This window comes from Pantoea sp. CFCC18177 (assembly GCF_059412425.1).
The window spans coordinates 95,495-114,947 of sequence record NZ_JBNBPL010000016.1; the positions used below are offsets into that span (position 1 = coordinate 95,495).

General features: G+C 55.0%; 14 protein-coding genes. 8 read left to right on the top strand and 6 right to left on the bottom strand.

Annotated elements, in window-relative coordinates; all coding sequences use genetic code 11:
- Positions 1-17: 17 nt before the first annotated feature.
- The 3 genes from ftsN to priA all read right to left on the bottom strand — a co-directional run bounded on the left by ftsN (position 18) and on the right by priA (position 4,461).
- Complete coding sequence (ftsN, locus tag ACPUC8_RS16820; RefSeq protein ID WP_494926861.1) at positions 18-908, bottom strand: cell division protein FtsN; 891 nt, start codon at positions 906-908, stop codon at positions 18-20.
- A 149-nt stretch (positions 909-1,057) separates the two neighbouring features.
- On the bottom strand, positions 1,058-2,095 hold the full coding sequence (gene cytR / locus ACPUC8_RS16825; RefSeq protein WP_039328283.1) for a DNA-binding transcriptional regulator CytR: 1,038 nt from the start codon (positions 2,093-2,095) through the stop codon (positions 1,058-1,060).
- 167 nt (positions 2,096-2,262) lie between these two features.
- Positions 2,263-4,461, bottom strand: coding sequence for a primosomal protein N' (gene priA / locus ACPUC8_RS16830; RefSeq protein ID WP_494926862.1), 2,199 nt, complete (start codon positions 4,459-4,461; stop codon positions 2,263-2,265).
- Between the two features lie 222 nt (positions 4,462-4,683).
- Between priA and rpmE the strand changes: the two genes are divergently transcribed.
- Complete coding sequence (rpmE, locus tag ACPUC8_RS16835) at positions 4,684-4,899, top strand: 50S ribosomal protein L31 (protein WP_021506837.1); 216 nt, start codon at positions 4,684-4,686, stop codon at positions 4,897-4,899.
- Between the two features lie 77 nt (positions 4,900-4,976).
- Here the strand turns inward: rpmE and metJ are convergent, their stop codons facing one another.
- Complete coding sequence (gene metJ, locus ACPUC8_RS16840) at positions 4,977-5,294, bottom strand: met regulon transcriptional regulator MetJ (RefSeq protein WP_034823729.1); 318 nt, start codon at positions 5,292-5,294, stop codon at positions 4,977-4,979.
- Positions 5,295-5,571: 277 nt separating this feature from the next.
- Here metJ and metB point away from each other — a divergent pair, with 277 nt between their 5' ends.
- From metB to metF, 3 genes are all read left to right on the top strand, one after another.
- A complete protein-coding gene (gene metB / locus ACPUC8_RS16845) occupies positions 5,572-6,732 on the top strand; it encodes a cystathionine gamma-synthase (protein WP_039328291.1) in 1,161 nt (386 codons plus the stop codon).
- 2 nt (positions 6,733-6,734) lie between these two features.
- A complete protein-coding gene (locus tag ACPUC8_RS16850) occupies positions 6,735-9,167 on the top strand; it encodes a bifunctional aspartate kinase/homoserine dehydrogenase II (RefSeq protein WP_058970394.1) in 2,433 nt (810 codons plus the stop codon).
- Between the two features lie 205 nt (positions 9,168-9,372).
- Positions 9,373-10,269, top strand: coding sequence for a methylenetetrahydrofolate reductase (gene metF / locus ACPUC8_RS16855; protein WP_039328297.1), 897 nt, complete (start codon positions 9,373-9,375; stop codon positions 10,267-10,269).
- A 230-nt stretch (positions 10,270-10,499) separates the two neighbouring features.
- Here metF and ppc read toward each other — a convergent pair whose 3' ends face one another.
- Both ppc and argE read right to left on the bottom strand, forming a co-directional pair.
- Positions 10,500-13,151 carry a phosphoenolpyruvate carboxylase gene (ppc, locus tag ACPUC8_RS16860; protein WP_039328300.1) on the bottom strand — a complete coding sequence of 884 codons (2,652 nt, stop codon included), beginning with the start codon at positions 13,149-13,151 and terminating at the stop codon, positions 10,500-10,502.
- A gap of 246 nt (positions 13,152-13,397) precedes the next feature.
- Complete coding sequence (gene argE, locus ACPUC8_RS16865) at positions 13,398-14,546, bottom strand: acetylornithine deacetylase (protein WP_058970391.1); 1,149 nt, start codon at positions 14,544-14,546, stop codon at positions 13,398-13,400.
- Positions 14,547-14,715: 169 nt separating this feature from the next.
- Between argE and argC the strand changes: the two genes are divergently transcribed.
- From argC to argH, 4 genes are all read left to right on the top strand, one after another.
- Positions 14,716-15,720, top strand: coding sequence for an N-acetyl-gamma-glutamyl-phosphate reductase (gene argC, locus ACPUC8_RS16870; RefSeq protein WP_283228878.1), 1,005 nt, complete (start codon positions 14,716-14,718; stop codon positions 15,718-15,720).
- A 15-nt stretch (positions 15,721-15,735) separates the two neighbouring features.
- Complete coding sequence (gene argB / locus ACPUC8_RS16875) at positions 15,736-16,509, top strand: acetylglutamate kinase (RefSeq protein ID WP_494926863.1); 774 nt, start codon at positions 15,736-15,738, stop codon at positions 16,507-16,509.
- A 15-nt stretch (positions 16,510-16,524) separates the two neighbouring features.
- Positions 16,525-17,742 carry an argininosuccinate synthase gene (locus tag ACPUC8_RS16880; RefSeq protein WP_039336506.1) on the top strand — a complete coding sequence of 406 codons (1,218 nt, stop codon included), beginning with the start codon at positions 16,525-16,527 and terminating at the stop codon, positions 17,740-17,742.
- Positions 17,743-17,818: 76 nt separating this feature from the next.
- On the top strand, positions 17,819-19,192 hold the full coding sequence (gene argH / locus ACPUC8_RS16885) for an argininosuccinate lyase (RefSeq protein WP_039336508.1): 1,374 nt from the start codon (positions 17,819-17,821) through the stop codon (positions 19,190-19,192).
- Positions 19,193-19,453: the final 261 nt, after the last annotated feature.

The window sequence follows — 19,453 nt, forward strand, 5'->3', positions numbered from 1 at the left end:
GCACTTGCCGCTCGTCTTTAAGGTAATGCGAGAGGAATACAGCTGCTGTGGCCGGAACTGTGTAAGCGTTTGACGGTGCTGTCCGCGCTGCTGCGATCTTTAAACGGTCCGATAACCACGCGATTCCAGCCACCGCCGGTGGTGATGCGGCTTTCGAAACCTTCGAATGCCAGCCCCGCACGCACAGATTCTGCCTGATCGGTACCTTTAAACGATCCACACTGCACCATCCAGCGCTGAGCAGTGGCCTTCTCTTCCTGCTTCGCTTTTGCCGTCTCCTGCGGTTTCGGCTGTTGCACCGGCTCGCGGGTAATTGGCGCGGGTTGCTGCTGCTGACGCGTGGCCTGCTGCTGCTGAATCTGCTGTTGGCGCTGCTGCTGTTGTAACTGTTGCTGCTGGCGCTGTAATTGCTGTTGCTGAACTTGCACCTGCTGCTGACGTTGCAAGGTTTGCTGGCGCTGCGCAGGTGTTTGCTCGTTCCATGGCACTTCGTTCAGCTGCGTGGGTTGCTGGCGCATATCCGCCTGCATCTGCTCCAGCAGCTGACGTTGTTCATCAGTGAGTTGGGTTTGCGACTGCACGCCACCGCCAGCAGACGGTTCAGTCGGCGTTGGCACGGTGATCTGGCGATTTTCCAGCTCTTTGATGTACTTCCAGCGCTCTTCCGGCTTAGGCGGAAGGCCGTTGCCGTTGGCTTTATGATTCGGAATAACCTCAGTCTCTTCTTTTTTATGATGAGAGATGAACCATAAACCACCGGCAAAGGTGACCAGCACGGCCACGGCCAGTACCATCATCAGCTTTGAGGTGCCGGAGCCGCCTTTGCTTTTCTTGCTGCGGCCCGCTGCGGGTTTTTTGCGACGCGTCCCTGTTGAACGCCCGCGGCCTACATAATCTCTCTGTGCCACTTTCGTTCTGATACCCTTTAAAAAATGCCAATGGGCCTGTAAATGTACTGTTAATTGCCCGGCAAGGAATGCGCCATGTTACTCAAGGGCTGGAACTTTGACCAGCAGAGTCTGCCTTAAGAATCTGCTGAAAATGCAGGGTTCCATCGTTATTTTTCACGTTTTGCGGCGGGTGCCGTGCTCCCGCGCACGCGCAGCTCTGCATCCAGCAGGCGAGACCCGTTATTGACCCGCTTACCTTGTAACTCATCGAGCAACAGCAGCATCGCTTCGCGGCCGATGGCAAATCGCGGCTGGGCGACGGTGGTCAGCGGTGGATCGTAATACTGTGCCAGCTCGATATCGTCAAAACCCACCACGGAAAGGTCCTGAGGAATGCGCATGCCGAGTTTACGTGCTTGATTCATCGCGCCCAGCGCCATCAAATCGCTGTGACAGAATATCGCTTTAGGCGGGATCGGTAAGCTCATTAACTGTTTCAGCGCATTAGCGCCTGCTTCGAAGGTGAAATCACCGTGGACAATCATCGTCGGGTCGATGGCGATATTACTGCGGCGCAGTGCCTGAATATAGCCTTGCAAACGATACTGGCAGAGTGGGATGTGCTCAGGGCCGGTGATACACGCAATCTGGCGATGGCCGAGTTGCAGCAGATGGTTGACCGCTTCAAAGGCGGCGGTCAGGTTATCGATGTGCACCGTGGGCAGCGCCATTTCTGGGGCAAACTCATTGCCCATCACCATCGGTGGCAGATTGCGTTGATCTTCAATACCCGCCTCGAATGGCAACTGTGAACCCAGCAGCACCATCCCGTCGATTTGCCGTGTCAGCATCAGGTTCAGGAAGGTTTTTTCTTGTTGATCCTGATGCGCGCAGTCACCAATCAGCACCAGATAACCTTCCTGAGCGGCAGTCACTTCCACGCCACGAATGATTTCGCTAAAGAAGGGGTCACAGATGTCCGGCACAATCACCAGAATGGTTTGAGTTTCACCGCGTTTGGCGTTGCGCGCCAATCCATGTGGCGCGTAGCCTACGTCAATGACGGCCTGTTCAACTTTCTGCCGGGTGGCAGCCGAGACTTTTTCTGGATTCATCAACGCACGAGATACCGTGGCGGTTGAAACGCCGGCTTTCTCGGCCACATCTTTCATGGTGGCAGCAGATGAAGGTTGCTTCTGGTCCAACGTATAACTCCTGACGCGGTACAGCGCATTGATTTGCAGACATTGCCGGGCTTCAGCCGGGATGGGCACTATTGATAACCCAACGCCGGATGAGGTTGTTACTTAATTTGCATAAAAATTGTGACTTGTGCGACTTTTTTCGATCTGGCTCGCAGATGTGATGTGGCTTAGCTCTCAGTAGGATCGATATCCAGCGTCCATTTCACTTTACGCGCGGCTGGCAAGGTTGAGATCAGGGGTAATGAACTGCTGAGCAACTGTTGCAGGCGTTTGCGTGAAGGGTGCTGTATCAGCAGTTGCCAACGCCAGCGTCCACTGCGTTTCGGCGCCAGAGCAGGAACCGGACCCATCAACCACATGGCTTCATCTTTCAGTGGGCTGGCTTCCAGCAAATTACGCAGCTGCGTCAGAAATTCGGCGGCTTGCGCGTTATCGAGGTCTTCAGCCCGAAACAGCGCATGGCTGGTCCAGGGGGGCAGTTGGACGGATTGGCGCTCCAGCAAGGTTTCGTCAGCAAAAGCGAAATAGCCGCGATGGAGCAGCGTCTGCAACAGGGGATGTTCCGGATGATGGGTTTGTAGCAACACTTCACCCTGTTTTCCGGCGCGTCCAGCGCGGCCCGCGACCTGGGTATACAGCTGCGCAAAGCGTTCGGCGGCCCGGAAGTCAGCGGAGAACAACGCGCCATCGACATCCAGTAGCGATACCAGCGTCACATCGGGGAAATGGTGGCCTTTGGCCAGCATCTGCGTACCGACCAAAATGCGGGCTCCCCCGCGATGTACATCGGCCAGATGTTGTTCCAGCGCGCCTTTGCGGCTGGTGGTATCACGGTCGATGCGCGATACCGGCACGCCAGGGAAGAGTGTGCTGAGCTGCTGTTCCAGCTGTTCGGTCCCTACACCCACCGGCATCAAATGCGTCGAACCACAGCCAGGACACTGGTTTGGCAGCGGGCGCTGGCTGTCGCAATGGTGGCAGCGCAACTGGCGGTGATGTTGATGGAGGGTGTAATAGCTATCGCAACGCTGACACTCGGCTAACCAGCCGCAGTCGTGGCACATTAACGCCGGAGAAAATCCGCGTCGGTTAAGGAACAGCAACACCTGATTATCGGCCTGTAAATGCTGACGCATTTTGCCTAACAGCGCAGGGGCCAGGCCGCCTTTTAGCTGCTGGCCCTTAAGATCGATCAGCTGTTGCAAAGCCGGTTTGGCATTTCCAGCGCGTTTGGTGAGATTGAGCTGGCGATATTTCCCGACGCGCACATTGTGCAGGGTTTCCAGCGCCGGCGTGGCTGAACCCATTACGACAGGAATATCCTCCTCGTGCGCACGGAACACCGCCAAATCACGTGCCTGATAGCGCCAGCCTTCCTGCTGCTTATACGAGCTGTCGTGCTCTTCATCAATAATGATCACGCCAGGACGAGCCAGCGGGGTGAACAAGGCCGAACGCGTGCCGATGATAATCGCCGTTTCGCCGCGGCGCGCACGCAGCCACACTGCCAGGCGCTCACTGTCGTTGAGTGCAGAGTGCAGGACATCGATGGGCGCATCAAATCGTTCGCGGAAGCGGGCGATAGTTTGGGGCGTCAGCCCGATTTCTGGCACCAGCACCAGCGCCTGTTTGCCGCGTGCCAGCACATTCTCCAGCACGCTGAGGTAGACTTCCGTTTTACCGGAACCGGTAATGCCTGCCAGTAACCAAGGGGCATAGTGCTCGTCTTCGCTGCGAATCGCACCTACTGCCATGGCTTGATCGGTGTTCAGGCGCAGGCGATCGCCTTTTACGGCAAAGGTGGTGCGCCAGTCGTGCATTTGCGGCGCGTGTTCACGCAGATCGCACAGCCCTTTTGTGCGCAGCGATTGCAGCGCAGCATCAGTCAGATCCTGTTCACTGACCTGGTGGCGATAAAGCGGCTGTTGACGCAGTGCCGCCAGTGCCTGCTGCTGCTTAGGCGCACGCTTCAGGCTTTCCATCGCCACTTCACGTCCCGCGTCGTTGATCACCCACTGCCAGAGCGGGGATTCCTGAGCTGGTTTACCCTGGCGCAACAGCACCGGCAACGCGTGGCTCAGCACTTCGCCGAGTGGGTAATGATAGTAACTTGCTGCCCAGTTGAGGATGCGCCACAGTGCGGGAGAGAAAAGGCTCTGATCGTCCAGCACGCTTTCCAGTTGCTTTAGCTGCGTCAGAGGCAGATCGCTGCTTTCCTGAATCTTCACCACAATGCCAATCATTTTGCGATTGCCAAACGGTACGCTCACGCGGCTACCGACCACCGGCTGCGGCGCGTCGATGGGCAGCAGGTAGTCAAACAGGCGAGGCAGCGGAACGGGCAGGGCAACCTGAACAACGGGCATGTCGATCTCTATCCGGTTCTGTCAAAAGGAGAAGTAGTGTACACGCTCGCTTCAGCAGCGGGTATAGATCGCCGGGATTTGCCTGGTGCGGTCAAATTCTGTATACTATGCCGCCTTTGATGAGACGACTCGTCAAAGATACACTTAATTGTTCAACCGCGTGTGGTGCTGTGCAGGTTCGCCTGGCACGGAGAGCGACACGGCCTTTTATGAGGTTCTCCCATGAAACAAGGTATTCACCCGAAATACGAAGCTGTGACCATCACCTGCTCTTGCGGCAACGTGATCAACACCCGTTCAACCATGACTGGTACCCTGAACCTGGACGTGTGCGGCAAATGCCACCCGTTCTACACTGGTAAGCAGCGTGTTGTTGATTCTGGTGGTCGTGTTGATCGCTTCAACAAGCGTTTCAGCATCCCAGGCAGCAAGAAATAAGATTATTTGCCATCGAATCTTCATGATTCGGCAGCAAGAAAAAACCCAGCCAAGGCTGGGTTTTTTTGTTTCTGGACTCAGTATTCCCAGGTATCGGGATCGATGCCCATCTCACGCATGATCTGTTTGGCTTCTTCCGGAATTTCATCACTGCGTTCTTTTCGCAGATCAACATCATTTGGCAGAGGCTGCCCGGTGAAAGCATGCAAAAAGGCTTCGCACAGCAATTCGCTGTTAGTGGCATGACGCAGGTTGTTCACCTGACGGCGGGTGCGCTCATCCGTTAAAATTTTCAGCACTTTCAGCGGGATAGAAACTGTAATTTTCTTGACCTGCTCGCTCTTCTTACCGTGCTCAGCGTAAGGGCTGATATATTCGCCGTTCCATTCAGCCATGGGTTACCTTAATCAATAAAAGTTGAATATGGGGAAATCCGTTGATTATGCCCGATTTTTCGATGCCTGACCGCTTAAACTGCCGGTTTTATGCTTAAACATCGCTTTTCACAGGAAAGCGCGCTGAACACCAGGCGATGACGCGTAATTTTAGCGGTTATTGATGATTTGCTCAATCTATACGCAAAGACATTTAGATGTCCAGATGTATTGACGTCTATGCGCTGAATGTTATCCTGTTGCCACTTCTTATTACACTTCAGGAACAGTAAGCACCATGACGCGTAAACAGGCAACCATCGCAGTACGCAGCGGTTTGAATGATGACGAGCAATATGGCTGCGTTGTCCCCCCGATTCATCTTTCCAGCACTTACAACTTTCTCGATTTCAACGAACCGCGTGCGCATGACTACTCACGTCGCGGAAATCCTACGCGTGATGTGGTACAACGCGCGCTGGCCGAGTTGGAAGGTGGTGTGGGCGCGGTATTGACCAATACCGGGATGTCGGCAATCCATTTGGTGACCACCGTGTTCCTGAAGCCGGGCGACCTGTTGGTGGCCCCACATGACTGTTACGGCGGCAGCTATCGCCTGTTCGACAGCCTGAGCAAGCGTGGCGCTTATCGCGTCAAATTTGTCGATCAGGGTGATAAAGCAGCACTGGCCGCGGCGCTGGCTGAAAAACCGAAGCTGGTGCTGGTCGAAAGCCCAAGCAACCCGTTGCTGCGCGTGGTGGATATCGCCGGTATTTGCCAGGCGGCGCGTGAAGCCGGTGCCGTCAGCGTGGTGGATAACACCTTCCTGAGCCCGGCGTTGCAGAACCCGCTGGCACTGGGTGCCGATCTGGTGATCCACTCTTGCACCAAATACCTGAATGGCCACTCTGACGTGGTGGCGGGTGCGGTGATTTCTAAAGATCCTGCCGTGGCAACCGAACTTGCCTGGTGGGCGAATAATATTGGTGTAACCGGCGCAGCGTTTGATAGCTACCTGCTGCTGCGCGGTTTGCGCACGCTGGCGCCACGTATGGCGGCCGCACAGCGTAATGCGCTGGCAATTGTTGATTACCTGAAGCAACAACCGCTGGTGAAAAAACTGTATCATCCGTCTCTGCCGGAAAATGCGGGTCATGAGTATGCGGTACGTCAACAGCGTGGCTTTGGTGCGATGCTCAGTTTTGAACTCGACGCTGATGAAGCACGTCTGCGCCGCTTCCTGAAAGCGCTGCAGCTGTTCACCCTGGCAGAATCGCTGGGTGGCGTAGAGAGTTTGATTTCGCACACAGCGACCATGACGCATGCCGGTATGTCTGCGGAAGCGCGTGCCGCAGCGGGAATTTCGGAAACGCTGTTGCGTATTTCTGTCGGAATTGAAGATCACGAAGATTTAATCGCCGATCTGGATAATGCCTTCCGGATCGCAGCCGAGGACTAAGCATGACGATTTCAGCAGGCGCGGGAACGCCGAACAAGCAGTTGCATAAATTTGGTGGCAGTAGCCTGGCCGATGCGCGTTGTTATCAGCGTGTTGCCAGCATCATGGCGGATTACAGCCAGCCGGGCGACTTAATGGTGGTCTCTGCCGCAGGCAGTACCACCAATCAGCTGATTAGCTGGCTCAAGTTGAGCCAGAGCGATCGCCTATCTGCGCATCAGGTGCAACAAGCTTTACGGCGTTACCACAGCGAGCTGATTGCTGCGCTGCTGCCTGCTGAATTTGCTGAAACCCTGACAGCTTCGTTTATTCGTGATTTGGAACGTCTTGCGGCACTGCTGGATGGCGCCATCACCGATGCGGTCTATGCCGAAGTCGTCGGTCATGGCGAACTTTGGTCGGCGCGTTTAATGGCTGCGGTACTGAGCCAGCGTGATATTGAAGCGGCCTGGCTGGATGCACGTGACTTCCTGCGTGCCGAGCGTGCTGCGCAGCCACAGGTGGATGAAGGCAAATCCTGGCCGCTGTTGCAGGCATTGTTGGCACAGCATCCGCATAAACGTCTGGTGGTGACTGGCTTTATCAGCCGCAGCGATGCCGGTGAAACCGTGTTGCTGGGCCGTAATGGTTCGGATTACTCGGCCACGCAGATTGGTGCGCTGGCTGGCGTCAGTCGCGTGACCATCTGGAGTGACGTGGCCGGGGTTTACAGTGCCGATCCACGTAAAGTCTCCGATGCTTGTCTGTTACCGCTGCTGCGTTTAGACGAAGCCAGCGAACTGGCACGTCTCGCTGCCCCGGTGCTGCATACCCGCACGTTACAGCCAGTCTCAAATAGCGATATCGATTTGCAACTGCGTTGCAGTTACCAGCCGGAGCAGGGTTCCACGCGCATTGAACGCGTGCTGGCTTCCGGCACCGGCGCGCGTATCGTCACCAGCCATGACGACGTGTGTCTGGTGGAGATTCAGATCCCAGACAACCATGACTTTAAAACCCAGCAGAAAGAGATCGATCTGCTGCTGAAGCGGGCGCAACTGCGTCCGTTAGCGATTGGCGTGCATCCTGACCGCCGGTTGCTGCAACTCTGCTACACCTCAGAAGTGGTGAACAGCGCCTTTAACCTGTTGCAGGACGCCGCGCTGCCGGGTCATCTGCAATTGCGTGATGGCCTGGCGTTGGTGGCGCTGGTGGGCGCAGGCGTCACGCGCAATCCACTGCACAGCCATCGTTTCTGGCAGCAAATTAAAGATCAGCCGGTGGAGTTTGTCTGGCAGTCAGAAGACCATATCAGCATCGTTGCGGTACTGCGTGTCGGCCCAACCCAGCATCTGATTCAGGGACTGCACCAGTCGCTGTTCCGCGCGGAAAAACGCATTGGTTTAATGCTGTTCGGCAAAGGCAATATCGGTTCGCGTTGGCTGGAGCTGTTTGCTCGCGAGCAGGAAAGTTTGTCGGCGCGGACCGGTTTTGAATATGTGTTGGCGGGCGTGGTGGACAGCAGCCGCAGCCTGCTGAGCTATGAAGGTCTTGATGCCAGCCGCGCATTGGCTTTCTTTGAAGATGAAGCCGAAGCGCGCGATGAAGAGTCATTGTTCCTGTGGATGCGCGCCCACCCGTTTGATGATTTAGTGGTGCTGGATGTCACTGCCAGTGCGCCGTTGGCCCAGCAGTACCTTGATTTTGCCAGTCACGGTTTCCACGTCATCAGTGCAAATAAAGTGGCGGGTGCATCAAGTGGCCAAAGCTGGCGCCAGATCCGTGATGCCTTCGCGAAAACCGGTCGCCATTGGTTGTATAACGCCACCGTGGGCGCCGGTTTGCCGGTCAACCATACGGTGCGCGATCTGCGTGAAAGCGGTGACAGCATTCTGGCGATCAGCGGCATTTTCTCCGGTACGCTGTCGTGGCTGTTCCTGCAATTTGATGGCACGGTGCCGTTCAGTGAGCTGGTGGATCAGGCCTGGCAGCAGGGCTTAACCGAGCCCGATCCACGCGTTGATTTATCGGGTCAGGACGTGATGCGCAAGCTGGTGATTCTGGCGCGTGAAGCCGGTTATGACATTGAGCCAGACCAGGTGCGTGTCGAATCGCTGGTGCCAGCGGATTGCGAAGACGAATCTATCGATCACTTTTTCGAGAACGCCGACGAGCTTAACGACCAGATGCTGCAACGCCTTGAGGCCGCGCAGGAGATGGGGTTAGTTCTGCGCTACGTGGCGCGTTTCGACGCGAATGGCAAAGCGCGCGTTGGTGTTGAGGCGGTGCGTCCTGAGCATCCGCTCGCCTCGCTGCTGCCGTGTGATAACGTATTTGCCATCGAAAGCCGCTGGTATCGTGATAATCCGCTGGTGATCCGTGGGCCAGGCGCAGGCCGCGATGTCACGGCGGGCGCACTGCAATCTGATATCAACCGCCTCGCGCAACTGCTGTAATCTTACCTATCCTGCAGACGGCGTCCGTCGTCTGCATTTCCCTCTTTTCATGAAACTCTTTCACATTGGTTGAATTATTGTCACGCCTGTACATTAATTTTAGGTTGACGCTAACCCCGTAATCGTTCAATTTAAGCATCTGGACGTCTAAACGTATGGATGTTCGGGGGCCGCAAAATAATCGATGTGATGACGAGGTAACAGGATGAGTTTCTTTCACGCCAATCAACGCGAAGCGCTGAACCAAAGCCTGGCTGAGCTGAACGGGCAAATTAATGTTTCTTTTGAGTTTTTCCCGCCGCGCACCAGTGAAATGGAAGAGACCTTGTGGAGCTCCATCGATCGACTCAGCAGCCTGAAGCCTAAATTTCTCTCCGTCACCTACGGTGCCAACTCAGGCGAGCGTGACCGTACGCATAGCATCATTAAAGGCATTAAAGATCGTACCGGCCTGGAAGCGGCGCCGCATTTAACCTGTATCGATGCCACTCGTGATGAACTGCGTGCGATTGCACGTGATTACTGGGAAAACGGTATCCGTCATATTGTGGCGCTGCGTGGCGATTTACCGCCTGGCAGCGGCAAACCCGAGATGTACGGCGCGGATTTAGTTGAATTGCTTAAAGAAGTGGGCGATTTTGATATCTCCGTGGCGGCTTATCCAGAAGTGCATCCCGAAGCGAAAAGTGCCCAAGCGGACCTGATCAACCTGAAGCGTAAAGTGGATGCGGGAGCCAATCGCGCTATCACGCAGTTCTTCTTTGATGTCGAAAGTTATCTGCGCTTCCGTGACCGCTGCGTAGCGGCAGGCATTGACGTGGAAATCGTGCCGGGGATTCTGCCAGTATCGAACTTCAAACAGCTGCAGCGCTTCGCCACCATGACCAACGTTCGTGTACCTGGCTGGATGAATGCAATGTTTGAAGGGTTGGATAACGATCCAGAGACACGCAAAATGGTCGGCGCCAGTGTCGCCATGGACATGGTAAAAATCCTGTCACGCGAAGGTGTGAAAGATTTCCATTTCTATACGTTGAACCGTGCAGAGCTGAGCTACGCCATTTGTCACACGCTGGGTGTGCGTCCGCCTGTCTTGGCCTGATCATCTACAACGGAATCACGAATAAGAGGGCCAATGGGTCCTCTTTTTTTATAGGCACTGGCTTACAGAGTGAGAAGAGGCGGCAAATGGAGTAAAGCGTCGAGCGCCATGGATGGCGCCCGCCGAGCGATCAGGGACGAGACAGCGACTTTACGTAATTTGTCGCCTCTTCTCGCGACGCCCATGAAAAAAGGGGCACATTGGCCCCTTCATGATGAGCGTTTTCACCACTAGCCCGTATTACGCATACCCGCCGCAACACCTGCAATCGTTACCATCAGTGCTTGTTCAACGCGTGCATCTGGCTCATCACCACGATCTTCCTGCGCACGCGCACGATGCAGCAATTCAGCCTGCAGCACGTTGAGCGGATCGGTGTAGACGTTACGCAGCGCGATGGACTCGGCAATCCATGGTTGGTCGGCCATCAGATGCGCATCGTTGGCGATGGTCAACACAGCTTTGATATCCGCTGCCAGCTGATCGCGCAGTTGCTGGCCCAACGACCACAGCGATTTATCCACCAGACGCTGATCGTAATACTCCGCCAGCCACAAGTCGGCTTTCGAGAACACCATTTCCAGCATACCCAGGCGCGTAGCAAAGAACGGCCATTCGCGGCACATCGCTTCCAGTTGATCCTGATGGCCTTCATCCATCGCTTTCTGCAGCGCGGCACCCGCACCGAGCCAGGCCGGCAGCATCAGGCGGTTCTGCGTCCAGGCAAAAATCCACGGAATGGCACGCAGTGACTCCACGCCACCGGTTGGACGACGCTTCGCCGGACGCGAGCCGAGCGGCAGTTTGCCCAGTTCCTGTTCCGGTGTTGCGGAACGGAAATACGGCACGAAGTCAGGATTTTCACGCACATAGCCACGGTACATCGCGCAGGAGTGCGCTGACAGACCGTTCATGATCTCCTTCCACTCACGCTTTGGTTCTGGCGGCGGCATCAGGTTGGCTTCCAGAATCGCACCGGTATACAGCGACAGACTAGCGATGGTGACTTCTGGCAAACCGTACTTGAAGCGAATCATCTCGCCCTGTTCAGTCACGCGCAGGCCACCTTTCAGGCTGCCCGGCGGTTGCGACAGCAGTGCTGCATGGGCAGGTGCGCCGCCACGGCCGATGGAACCACCGCGTCCGTGGAACAGCGTCAGCGTGATGCCGGCCTTCTCACAGGTTTTGATCAGCGCGTCTTGTGCTTCATATTGTGCCCAGCTGGCGGCCATCACGCCGGCATCTTTTGCCGAGTCGGAATAACCAATCATCACCATCTGTTTGCCGTTGATGAAGCCGCGATACCAGTCGATGTTCAGCAACTGCGTCATCACGTCATTGGCGTTGTTCAGGTCATCAAGGGTTTCAAACAGCGGCGCAACCGGCATCGCATAAGGAATGCCCGCTTCTTTCAGCAGCAGATGCACGGCCAGCACATCTGACGGCGTTTTTGCCATGGAAATCACGTAGGAAGCGATCGATCCTTCTGGCGCATCGGCCACCACTTTACAGGTGTCCAGCACTTCACGCGTGTTGTCGCTTGGCTCCCACTGGTGTGGCAGCAGCGGACGTTTGGAATTCAGTTCACGGATCAGGAACGCCTGCTTGTCGGCTTCTGACCAGCTTTCATAATCACCCAGACCAAGGTAGCGCGTTACTTCAGCAATCGCCTCAGTATGACGGGTGCTCTCCTGGCGAATATCAATGCGCACTAGCGGTACGCCAAAGCATTTCACGCGGCGCAACGTATCCAGCAGTTGGCCATTGGCAATGATGCCCATACCGCACTGTTGCAGCGATTGATAGATAGCGAACAGCGGTTGCCACAGCTGATCGTTGTTCACCAGCAAATCAGCCGGACGCGGCAGGCGTTCACCTTTCAGACGACGCCCCAGATACGCTTGGGTGGTCATCAGCTGGCCACGGATGCGCTTGAGGATCATGCGATACGGTTCCAGCGCTTCGGGATCGCCGCACAGCTCACGCACTTCATCGCTGCATTCAGACATCGACAGCTCAGAGATCAGCACACCCACATCGCGCAGGAACAGATCGGCGGCTTTCCATCGGCTCAGTTGCATCGCATGACGGGTGATCGGCGCAGTAACGTTGGGGTTGCCATCGCGGTCGCCACCCATCCATGAGGTGAATTTAATTGGGACGAAGTCCACTGGCAGCTTGATGCCAAAAGTCTCTTCGACTTGTTCATTCAGCTCACGCAGGAAAGCCGGCACGCCTTGCCACAGGCTGTTTTCCACCACCGCAAAGCCCCATTTGGCTTCGTCAATCGGGGTAGGGCGATATTTACGGATTTCATCCGTATGCCAGGCTTGCGCGACCAGTTGGCGCAAGCGACGCATCACCTGCGTGCGCTCATAATCGGAGATGTCGCTGTGATCGAGTTGCTGCAAGCAGCTATTCACTTCACCCAGCATGTGAATCAAGGTGCGACGTGTGATTTCGGTTGGGTGCGCAGTTAACACCAGCTCCAGCGACAGCGATTCAATCGCCTGACGGATCGCCGCTTCACTCAGGTCGCCCTGCTGTTTCAGATGTTCAAAGGTTTTTTTCAGCAGCTCAGGGTTATTCGCCCCCTCGCCGCTGCGGGAAATGGTCTGATACTGTTCAGCCACGTTGGTCAGGTTCAGGAACTGGCTAAAGGCACGCGCGACGGGCAGCAGCTCGTCGTTAGAGAGGTTTTGCAGCGTGTTCAGCAATTCCTTACGATCGGTGTCATTTCCAGCGCGGGATGATTTAGAGAGCTTGCGGATGGTCTCCACACGTTCGAGGATGTTCTCTCCCAGTGCATCCTTTATCGTATCCCCGAGCAGTTTGCCGAGCATACTGACATTACTTCGCATTGCGGAATATTGTTCGTTCATTTGACCCTGACACCCTCATCGTCTTAAAAGTACCCTTACACCCAACGGGCATAACATCGTCTTTTATCTAGCCACGGTTCTTCCTGTACGTCAATTGACTTAAATTGACGATAATTCGCTGCTAACTACCGGAAATTCATAGAATTAAATTGAGAGGAAGCGAGATAAGTTATTCTTATTATTAAATCCCGAACAATGACCGGGCAATTTGCTGTTTTAACAGTGAATTGCCCCATCTATTGTTAATCAGTGGCAAAAATGCTGTACAACCTGCGTGATAAGCGCATGAGTTGGCTTAATAAATGCGGTATCAATAAATTCATCTGGCTGATGGGCCTGATTGATCGATCCTGGGCCTAAAACCAATGTTGGGCATAACAACTGGATAAAAGGCGCTTCAGTGCAATAGTTCACCACTTCAGTCGGCACACCCAGCAGTTTCTCAACCACTTTCACCAGTTCATGATCGGCAGGGCATTCGTAGCCCGGGATCGGCGGGTGCAATTCGCCTACGGTTAAACGTCCTGGCCAGCGTTCGCTAACCGGTGCCAGGGCTTCATTCAGCAGGCCGTCAAGATCGCTCAGGGTTAAGCCCGGCAGCGGACGAATATCCATATGTAATTCGCAGCAGGCGCAAATTCGGTTGGCGGCGTCACCCCCGTGAATGTGACCAAAGTTCATGGTCGGGTAGGGGATAGCGAAGCCGTCGTGGTTATAACGCGTTTTCAGCGTGTTACGCAGCTGCATCAACTGGGTAATGGACTCATGCATCAGTTCGATGGCGTTGACACCGCGCGCGGGATCGCTGGAGTGGCCTGACTGGCCCTGAATACGAATCACATTCGACAGGTGACCTTTGTGAGCACGTACCGGTTTTAGCGAGGTTGGTTCACCAATAATGGCGCAGTCCGGACGCAGCTGGGTGGATTCCGAAAAATACTTCGCACCGGCCATGGTGGTTTCTTCATCGGCGGTCGCAAGGATGTACAGCGGCTTGCTCAGTTTAGTCACGTCAACGTCACGCAACGCATCCAGAATAAAGGCAAAGAAGCCTTTCATATCCGCCGTACCCAAGCCGTATAACTTGTTGTCGTGTTCAGTCAAGGTAAAGGGATCGCGCGTCCAGCGGCCATCATCGTAAGGAACGGTGTCCGTGTGACCCGCCAGCAGCAGGCCGCCCGCACCTAATCCGCTGCGTGCCAGCATGTTGAATTTATGGCGCGTACCCGGTACCGGTTGTACTTCGACACTGAAGCCCAGATCGCGGAACCAACCTGCCAGTAAATTGATTAAAGTTTCATTGCTCTGATCGATGGCGCTGTCGGTCGCGCTGATCGATGGTGTGGCAATCAACTGGCGGTAGAGTTCGATAAAAGGTGGTAATTTTGTCTTCACTGTTGACGGTCCTTGGGTTAGGATGTATCAATATTCATGCATTAATAGTGAATAAAAATACAATAACGTCGTCTGCATGTGAAGAGAGAAATCTTCTGCAAACGGCATCGTGGGCAACGGGGCAAGGCCGCGACCCGGAATGTGTGACTGTAATAAGGTATACAGCCTGATGTTGAATACGCTGATCGTTGGTGCCAGTGGTTATGCTGGCGTAGAGCTTGCCACTTACCTGAATCGCCATCCGCATATGAACATAACCGCTTTGGCGGTTTCAGCGCAAAGCCCGGATGCCGGAAAATTACTGTCGGACCTGCATCCGCAGCTGAAAGGCATTGTGGATTTGCCACTGCAGCCGTTGAGTGATGCCTCAGAATGGGCCGATAAAGTCGATGTGGTGTTCCTTTGCACCGCCCATGAAGTCAGCCACGATCTGGCACCAGGTTTTCTTAAAGCCGGTTGCGTAGTGTTCGATCTTTCCGGTGCGTTCCGCGTCAACGACGAAGCTTTCTATACTCAATATTATGGTTTCAGCCATCAGCATCAGGAGTGGCTGGACAAAGCGGTCTATGGCCTGGCGGAATGGCAGCACGACAAAATTAAAGATGCACAGTTGGTCGCCGTGCCGGGTTGCTACCCAACGGCGGCTCAGCTGTCATTGAAACCGCTGGTTGAAGCGGGCCTGCTTAACGATGCACAGTGGCCAGTGATCAATGCCACCAGCGGCGTAAGCGGTGCAGGGCGTAAAGCCAATGTTGGCACCAGCTTCTGTGAAGTGAGCCTGCAACCCTATGGGCTGTTTAACCACCGTCATCACCCTGAAATCGTTGCGCATTTGGGAACGCCAGTGATCTTCACGCCGCATCTGGGCAGCTTCCCGCGTGGTATTTTATCCACCACCACCTGCCGTCTGAAAGCCGGTGTGACGCAACAAGATGTCGCCGATGCTTTCCACAAGGCCTATCACGACAAACCGCTGGTGCGCGTGTATGACAAAGGCGTGCCTGCGCTGAAAGGGGTGGTCGGTTTGCCGTTCTGCGATATCGGTTTTGCCATGCAAGGCGAGCACCTGATTGTGGTGGCGGCGGAAGATAACCTGCTGAAAGGTGCCTCTTCGCAGGCGGTTCAGTGTTTGAACATTCGTTTCGGCTTCCCCGAAACGCTGTCACTGATTTAACGGACGGAAACTGCAATGAATCCATTGATCATTAAACTGGGTGGCGTGTTGCTGGATAGCGAAGAAGCGCTGGCCCGTCTGTTTGATGCCCTGCTGGCGTATCGTAATGAATATCAGCGTCCGCTGATCATTGTGCACGGTGGCGGTTGCCTGGTTGACGAGCTGATGAAGAAGCTCGCCCTGCCAGTGAAAAAGAAGAACGGATTGCGCGTGACGCCAGCCGATCAGATTGACATTATTACCGGTGCCCTGGCCGGTACTGCCAACAAAACGCTGTTAGCGTGGGCAAAGAAATACGGCATTGGCGCAGTGGGCTTATGCCTCGGCGATGCTGGCCTGGTGAATGTGGCGCAGTTCGACGAAGAGCTCGGTCACGTGGGCAATGCCACGCCTGGCAATCCTGCGCTGGTGAATACCTTATTAACTGCAGGCTACATGCCAGTGATCAGTTCAATTGGTATCACTGATGGCGGTGACTTGATGAACGTCAATGCTGACCAGGCGGCGACGGCGCTGGCGGCAACTATCGGTGCTGATTTGGTTCTGTTGTCTGACGTGAGCGGTATTCTCGATGGCAAAGGTCAGCGCATCGAAGAGATGACAGCAGAGAAAGCAGAGCAGTTGATTGCTCAAGGCATTATTACTGATGGCATGATCGTGAAAGTGAACGCGGCGCTCGACGCAGCGCGTACGCTGGGTCGCCCGGTTGATATTGCTAGCTGGCGTCATGCTGAACAGCTGCCAACCCTTTTCAACGGCGTGTCGATTGGCACCCGGATTCTCGCATAATCAAGGATTTAAGACATGAGCACGCAAAAGATTAAGAAAATCGTTCTGGCCTATTCCGGCGGTCTGGATACTTCAGCCATCATTCCATGGTTGAAAGAGAATTACGGCGATTGTGAAGTGGTGGCATTCGTGGCCAACATTGGTCAGGACCCAGCCGATCTGGAAGGCGTTGAGAAGAAAGCGCTGCAGTCTGGTGCTTCTGAATGCCACGTAGCTGACCTGCGTGAAGAGTTCATCAGCGAATACGTTTATCCTGTGCTGCAGACTGGCGCACTGTACGAAGGCACCTACCTGCTGGGTACCTCAATGGCACGTCCTATCATCGCTAAAGCGCAGGTTGAGCTGGCGCTGAAAGTCGGCGCAGACGCGCTGTGCCACGGTGCGACCGGTAAAGGTAACGATCAGGTGCGTTTCGAAACCACCTACACCGCACTGGCACCACAGCTGAAAGTGGTTGCGCCATGGCGTGAGTGGGACCTGCGTTCACGTGAAGCCCTGTTGGATTACCTGAAAGTACGCAACATCCCAACTACCGCTTCGCTGGAAAAAATCTACAGCCGTGACGAGAACGCATGGCACATCTCCACCGAAGGCGGCGTACTGGAAAGCCCAGCGAACGCACCGAACAAAGATTGCTGGGTATGGACCGTTGATCCACTGGAAGCGCCAGACCAGCCAGAGAACGTGACCGTCACCGTTGAGAAAGGCCGTGTGGTTGCCGTAAACGGTGAGAAGCTGAGTCCGTTCCAGTGCCTGGAAAAACTGAATGTGCTGGGCGCGAAGCACGGCGTGGGCCGTATTGATATCGTGGAAAACCGCCTGGTGGGTATTAAGTCTCGCGGCTGCTATGAAACCCCTGGCGGCACCATCATGGTTAACGCCCTGCGTGCGGTTGAGCAGCTGGTGCTGGATCGTGATAGCTTCAAATGGCGTGAGCAGTTGGGCCATGAGATGTCTTACGTAGTTTACGACGGTCGTTGGTTCGCGCCACTGCGTAAATCTATCCAGGCGGCAGCTGAATCACTGGCAGAAGAAGTGAATGGCGAAGTGGTACTGCAGCTGTATAAAGGCCAGGCGACCGCGATTCAGAAAACCTCTGCTAACAGCCTGTACTCTGAAGAATTCGCGACCTTCGGCGAGGACGAAGTGTACGACCACAGCCACGCGGGCGGCTTCATCCGTCTGTTCTCTCTCTCTTCACGCATCCGTGCACTGAACGAGCAGAAGAAGTAATACCGCAGCAGAGACGATTTTTTGCAAGGGCGGCCGCGAGCCGCCCTTTCTTTAACAGAATTCAGGAGTAAAGCAGATGGCACTTTGGGGCGGACGTTTTTCGCAGGCAGCAGACCAACGGTTCAAACAATTCAATGACTCACTGCGTTTTGACTATCGTCTGGCTGAGCAGGACATCACCGGGTCGATTGCGTGGTCAAAAGCGCTGGTGACCGTCAATGTGCTGAGCAGCGAAGAACAACAGCAGCTGGAAGCCGCATTAAATGAACTGCTGGCAGAAGTGCGCGCCAATCCAGAGCAGATTTTGCAAAGCGACGCAGAAGATATTCACAGCTGGGTTGAGGGCAAACTGATCGACAAAGTTGGCGCACTCGGTAAAAAACTGCATACCGGCCGTAGCCGTAACGATCAGGTCGCGACCGATCTCAAACTGTGGTGCAAAGAGCAGGTTGCGCTGCTGCTTGAAGCAACGCGTGAGCTGCAATCGGCTTTGGTGGCGACCGCAGAAGCCAATCAAGACGCAGTCATGCCGGGTTACACGCACTTGCAGCGTGCACAGCCGGTGACCTTTGCGCACTGGTGTCTGGCCTATGTTGAGATGCTGGCGCGTGATGAAAGCCGCTTGCAGGATACCCTGAAGCGTCTGGATGTCAGCCCGCTGGGCTGTGGCGCACTGGCTGGCACTGCGTATGAAATCGACCGTCAGCAGCTGGCGGGCTGGTTAGGTTTCGCCTCTGCCACCCGCAACAGCCTTGATACCGTGTCTGACCGCGATCACGTACTGGAGCTGCTGTCTGACGCATCGATCGGTATGGTGCACCTGTCACGCTTTGCTGAAGACCTGATTTTCTTCAACACCGGTGAAGCGGGCTTCCTTGAACTGTCTGACAAGGTGACGTCTGGCTCCTCACTGATGCCGCAGAAGAAAAACCCGGATGCGCTGGAACTGATTCGCGGCAAATGTGGCCGTGTGCAGGGCGCGTTGACCGGCATGATGATGACGCTGAAAGGTCTGCCACTGGCTTACAACAAAGACATGCAGGAAGATAAAGAAGGGCTGTTCGATGCGCTGGATACCTGGGGAGACTGCCTGCATATGGCGGTGCTGGTGCTGGACGGCATTCAGGTAAAACGTCCACGTTGCCAGGAGGCAGCAGAGCAAGGTTATGCTAACTCCACTGAGCTGGCGGACTATCTGGTGGCGAAGGGCGTACCTTTCCGTGAAGCACACCACATTGTGGGTGAAACAGTGGTAGAAGCGATCAAACAGGGCGTCGCGCTGGAAGCGTTAAGCCTGGCGCAGCTGAAGCAGTTCAGTGCGGTGATTGAGGACGATGTCTATCCGATCCTGTCACTGCAATCGTGCCTGGATAAGCGTAACGCCCAAGGCGGTGTGGCACCACAACAGGTGGCGTTCGCCATCAGCGAAGCGAAAAAGCGTTTAAGCTGATGAAAAAAAAGCGGGCTCCTTTTCGGTAGCCCGCCAACCTCTAGCTTCAGAATTACATGTTGTTATAGGCACATCATCAAGGGCTGGCACTCCCGGCCAACACCACGATTTTTCAAGCTGATTGCAGGTGATGCTCCATGTCATCTCAGCTTCTTTTCTACATTGCTTCGTATGGTCGGTATTATTCCTGTTCATTGCTTGATAGGGCTAATCGTTCATTGCTATTCTATCTATCGCCACGGGCTATCGTGGTTTGGAGGA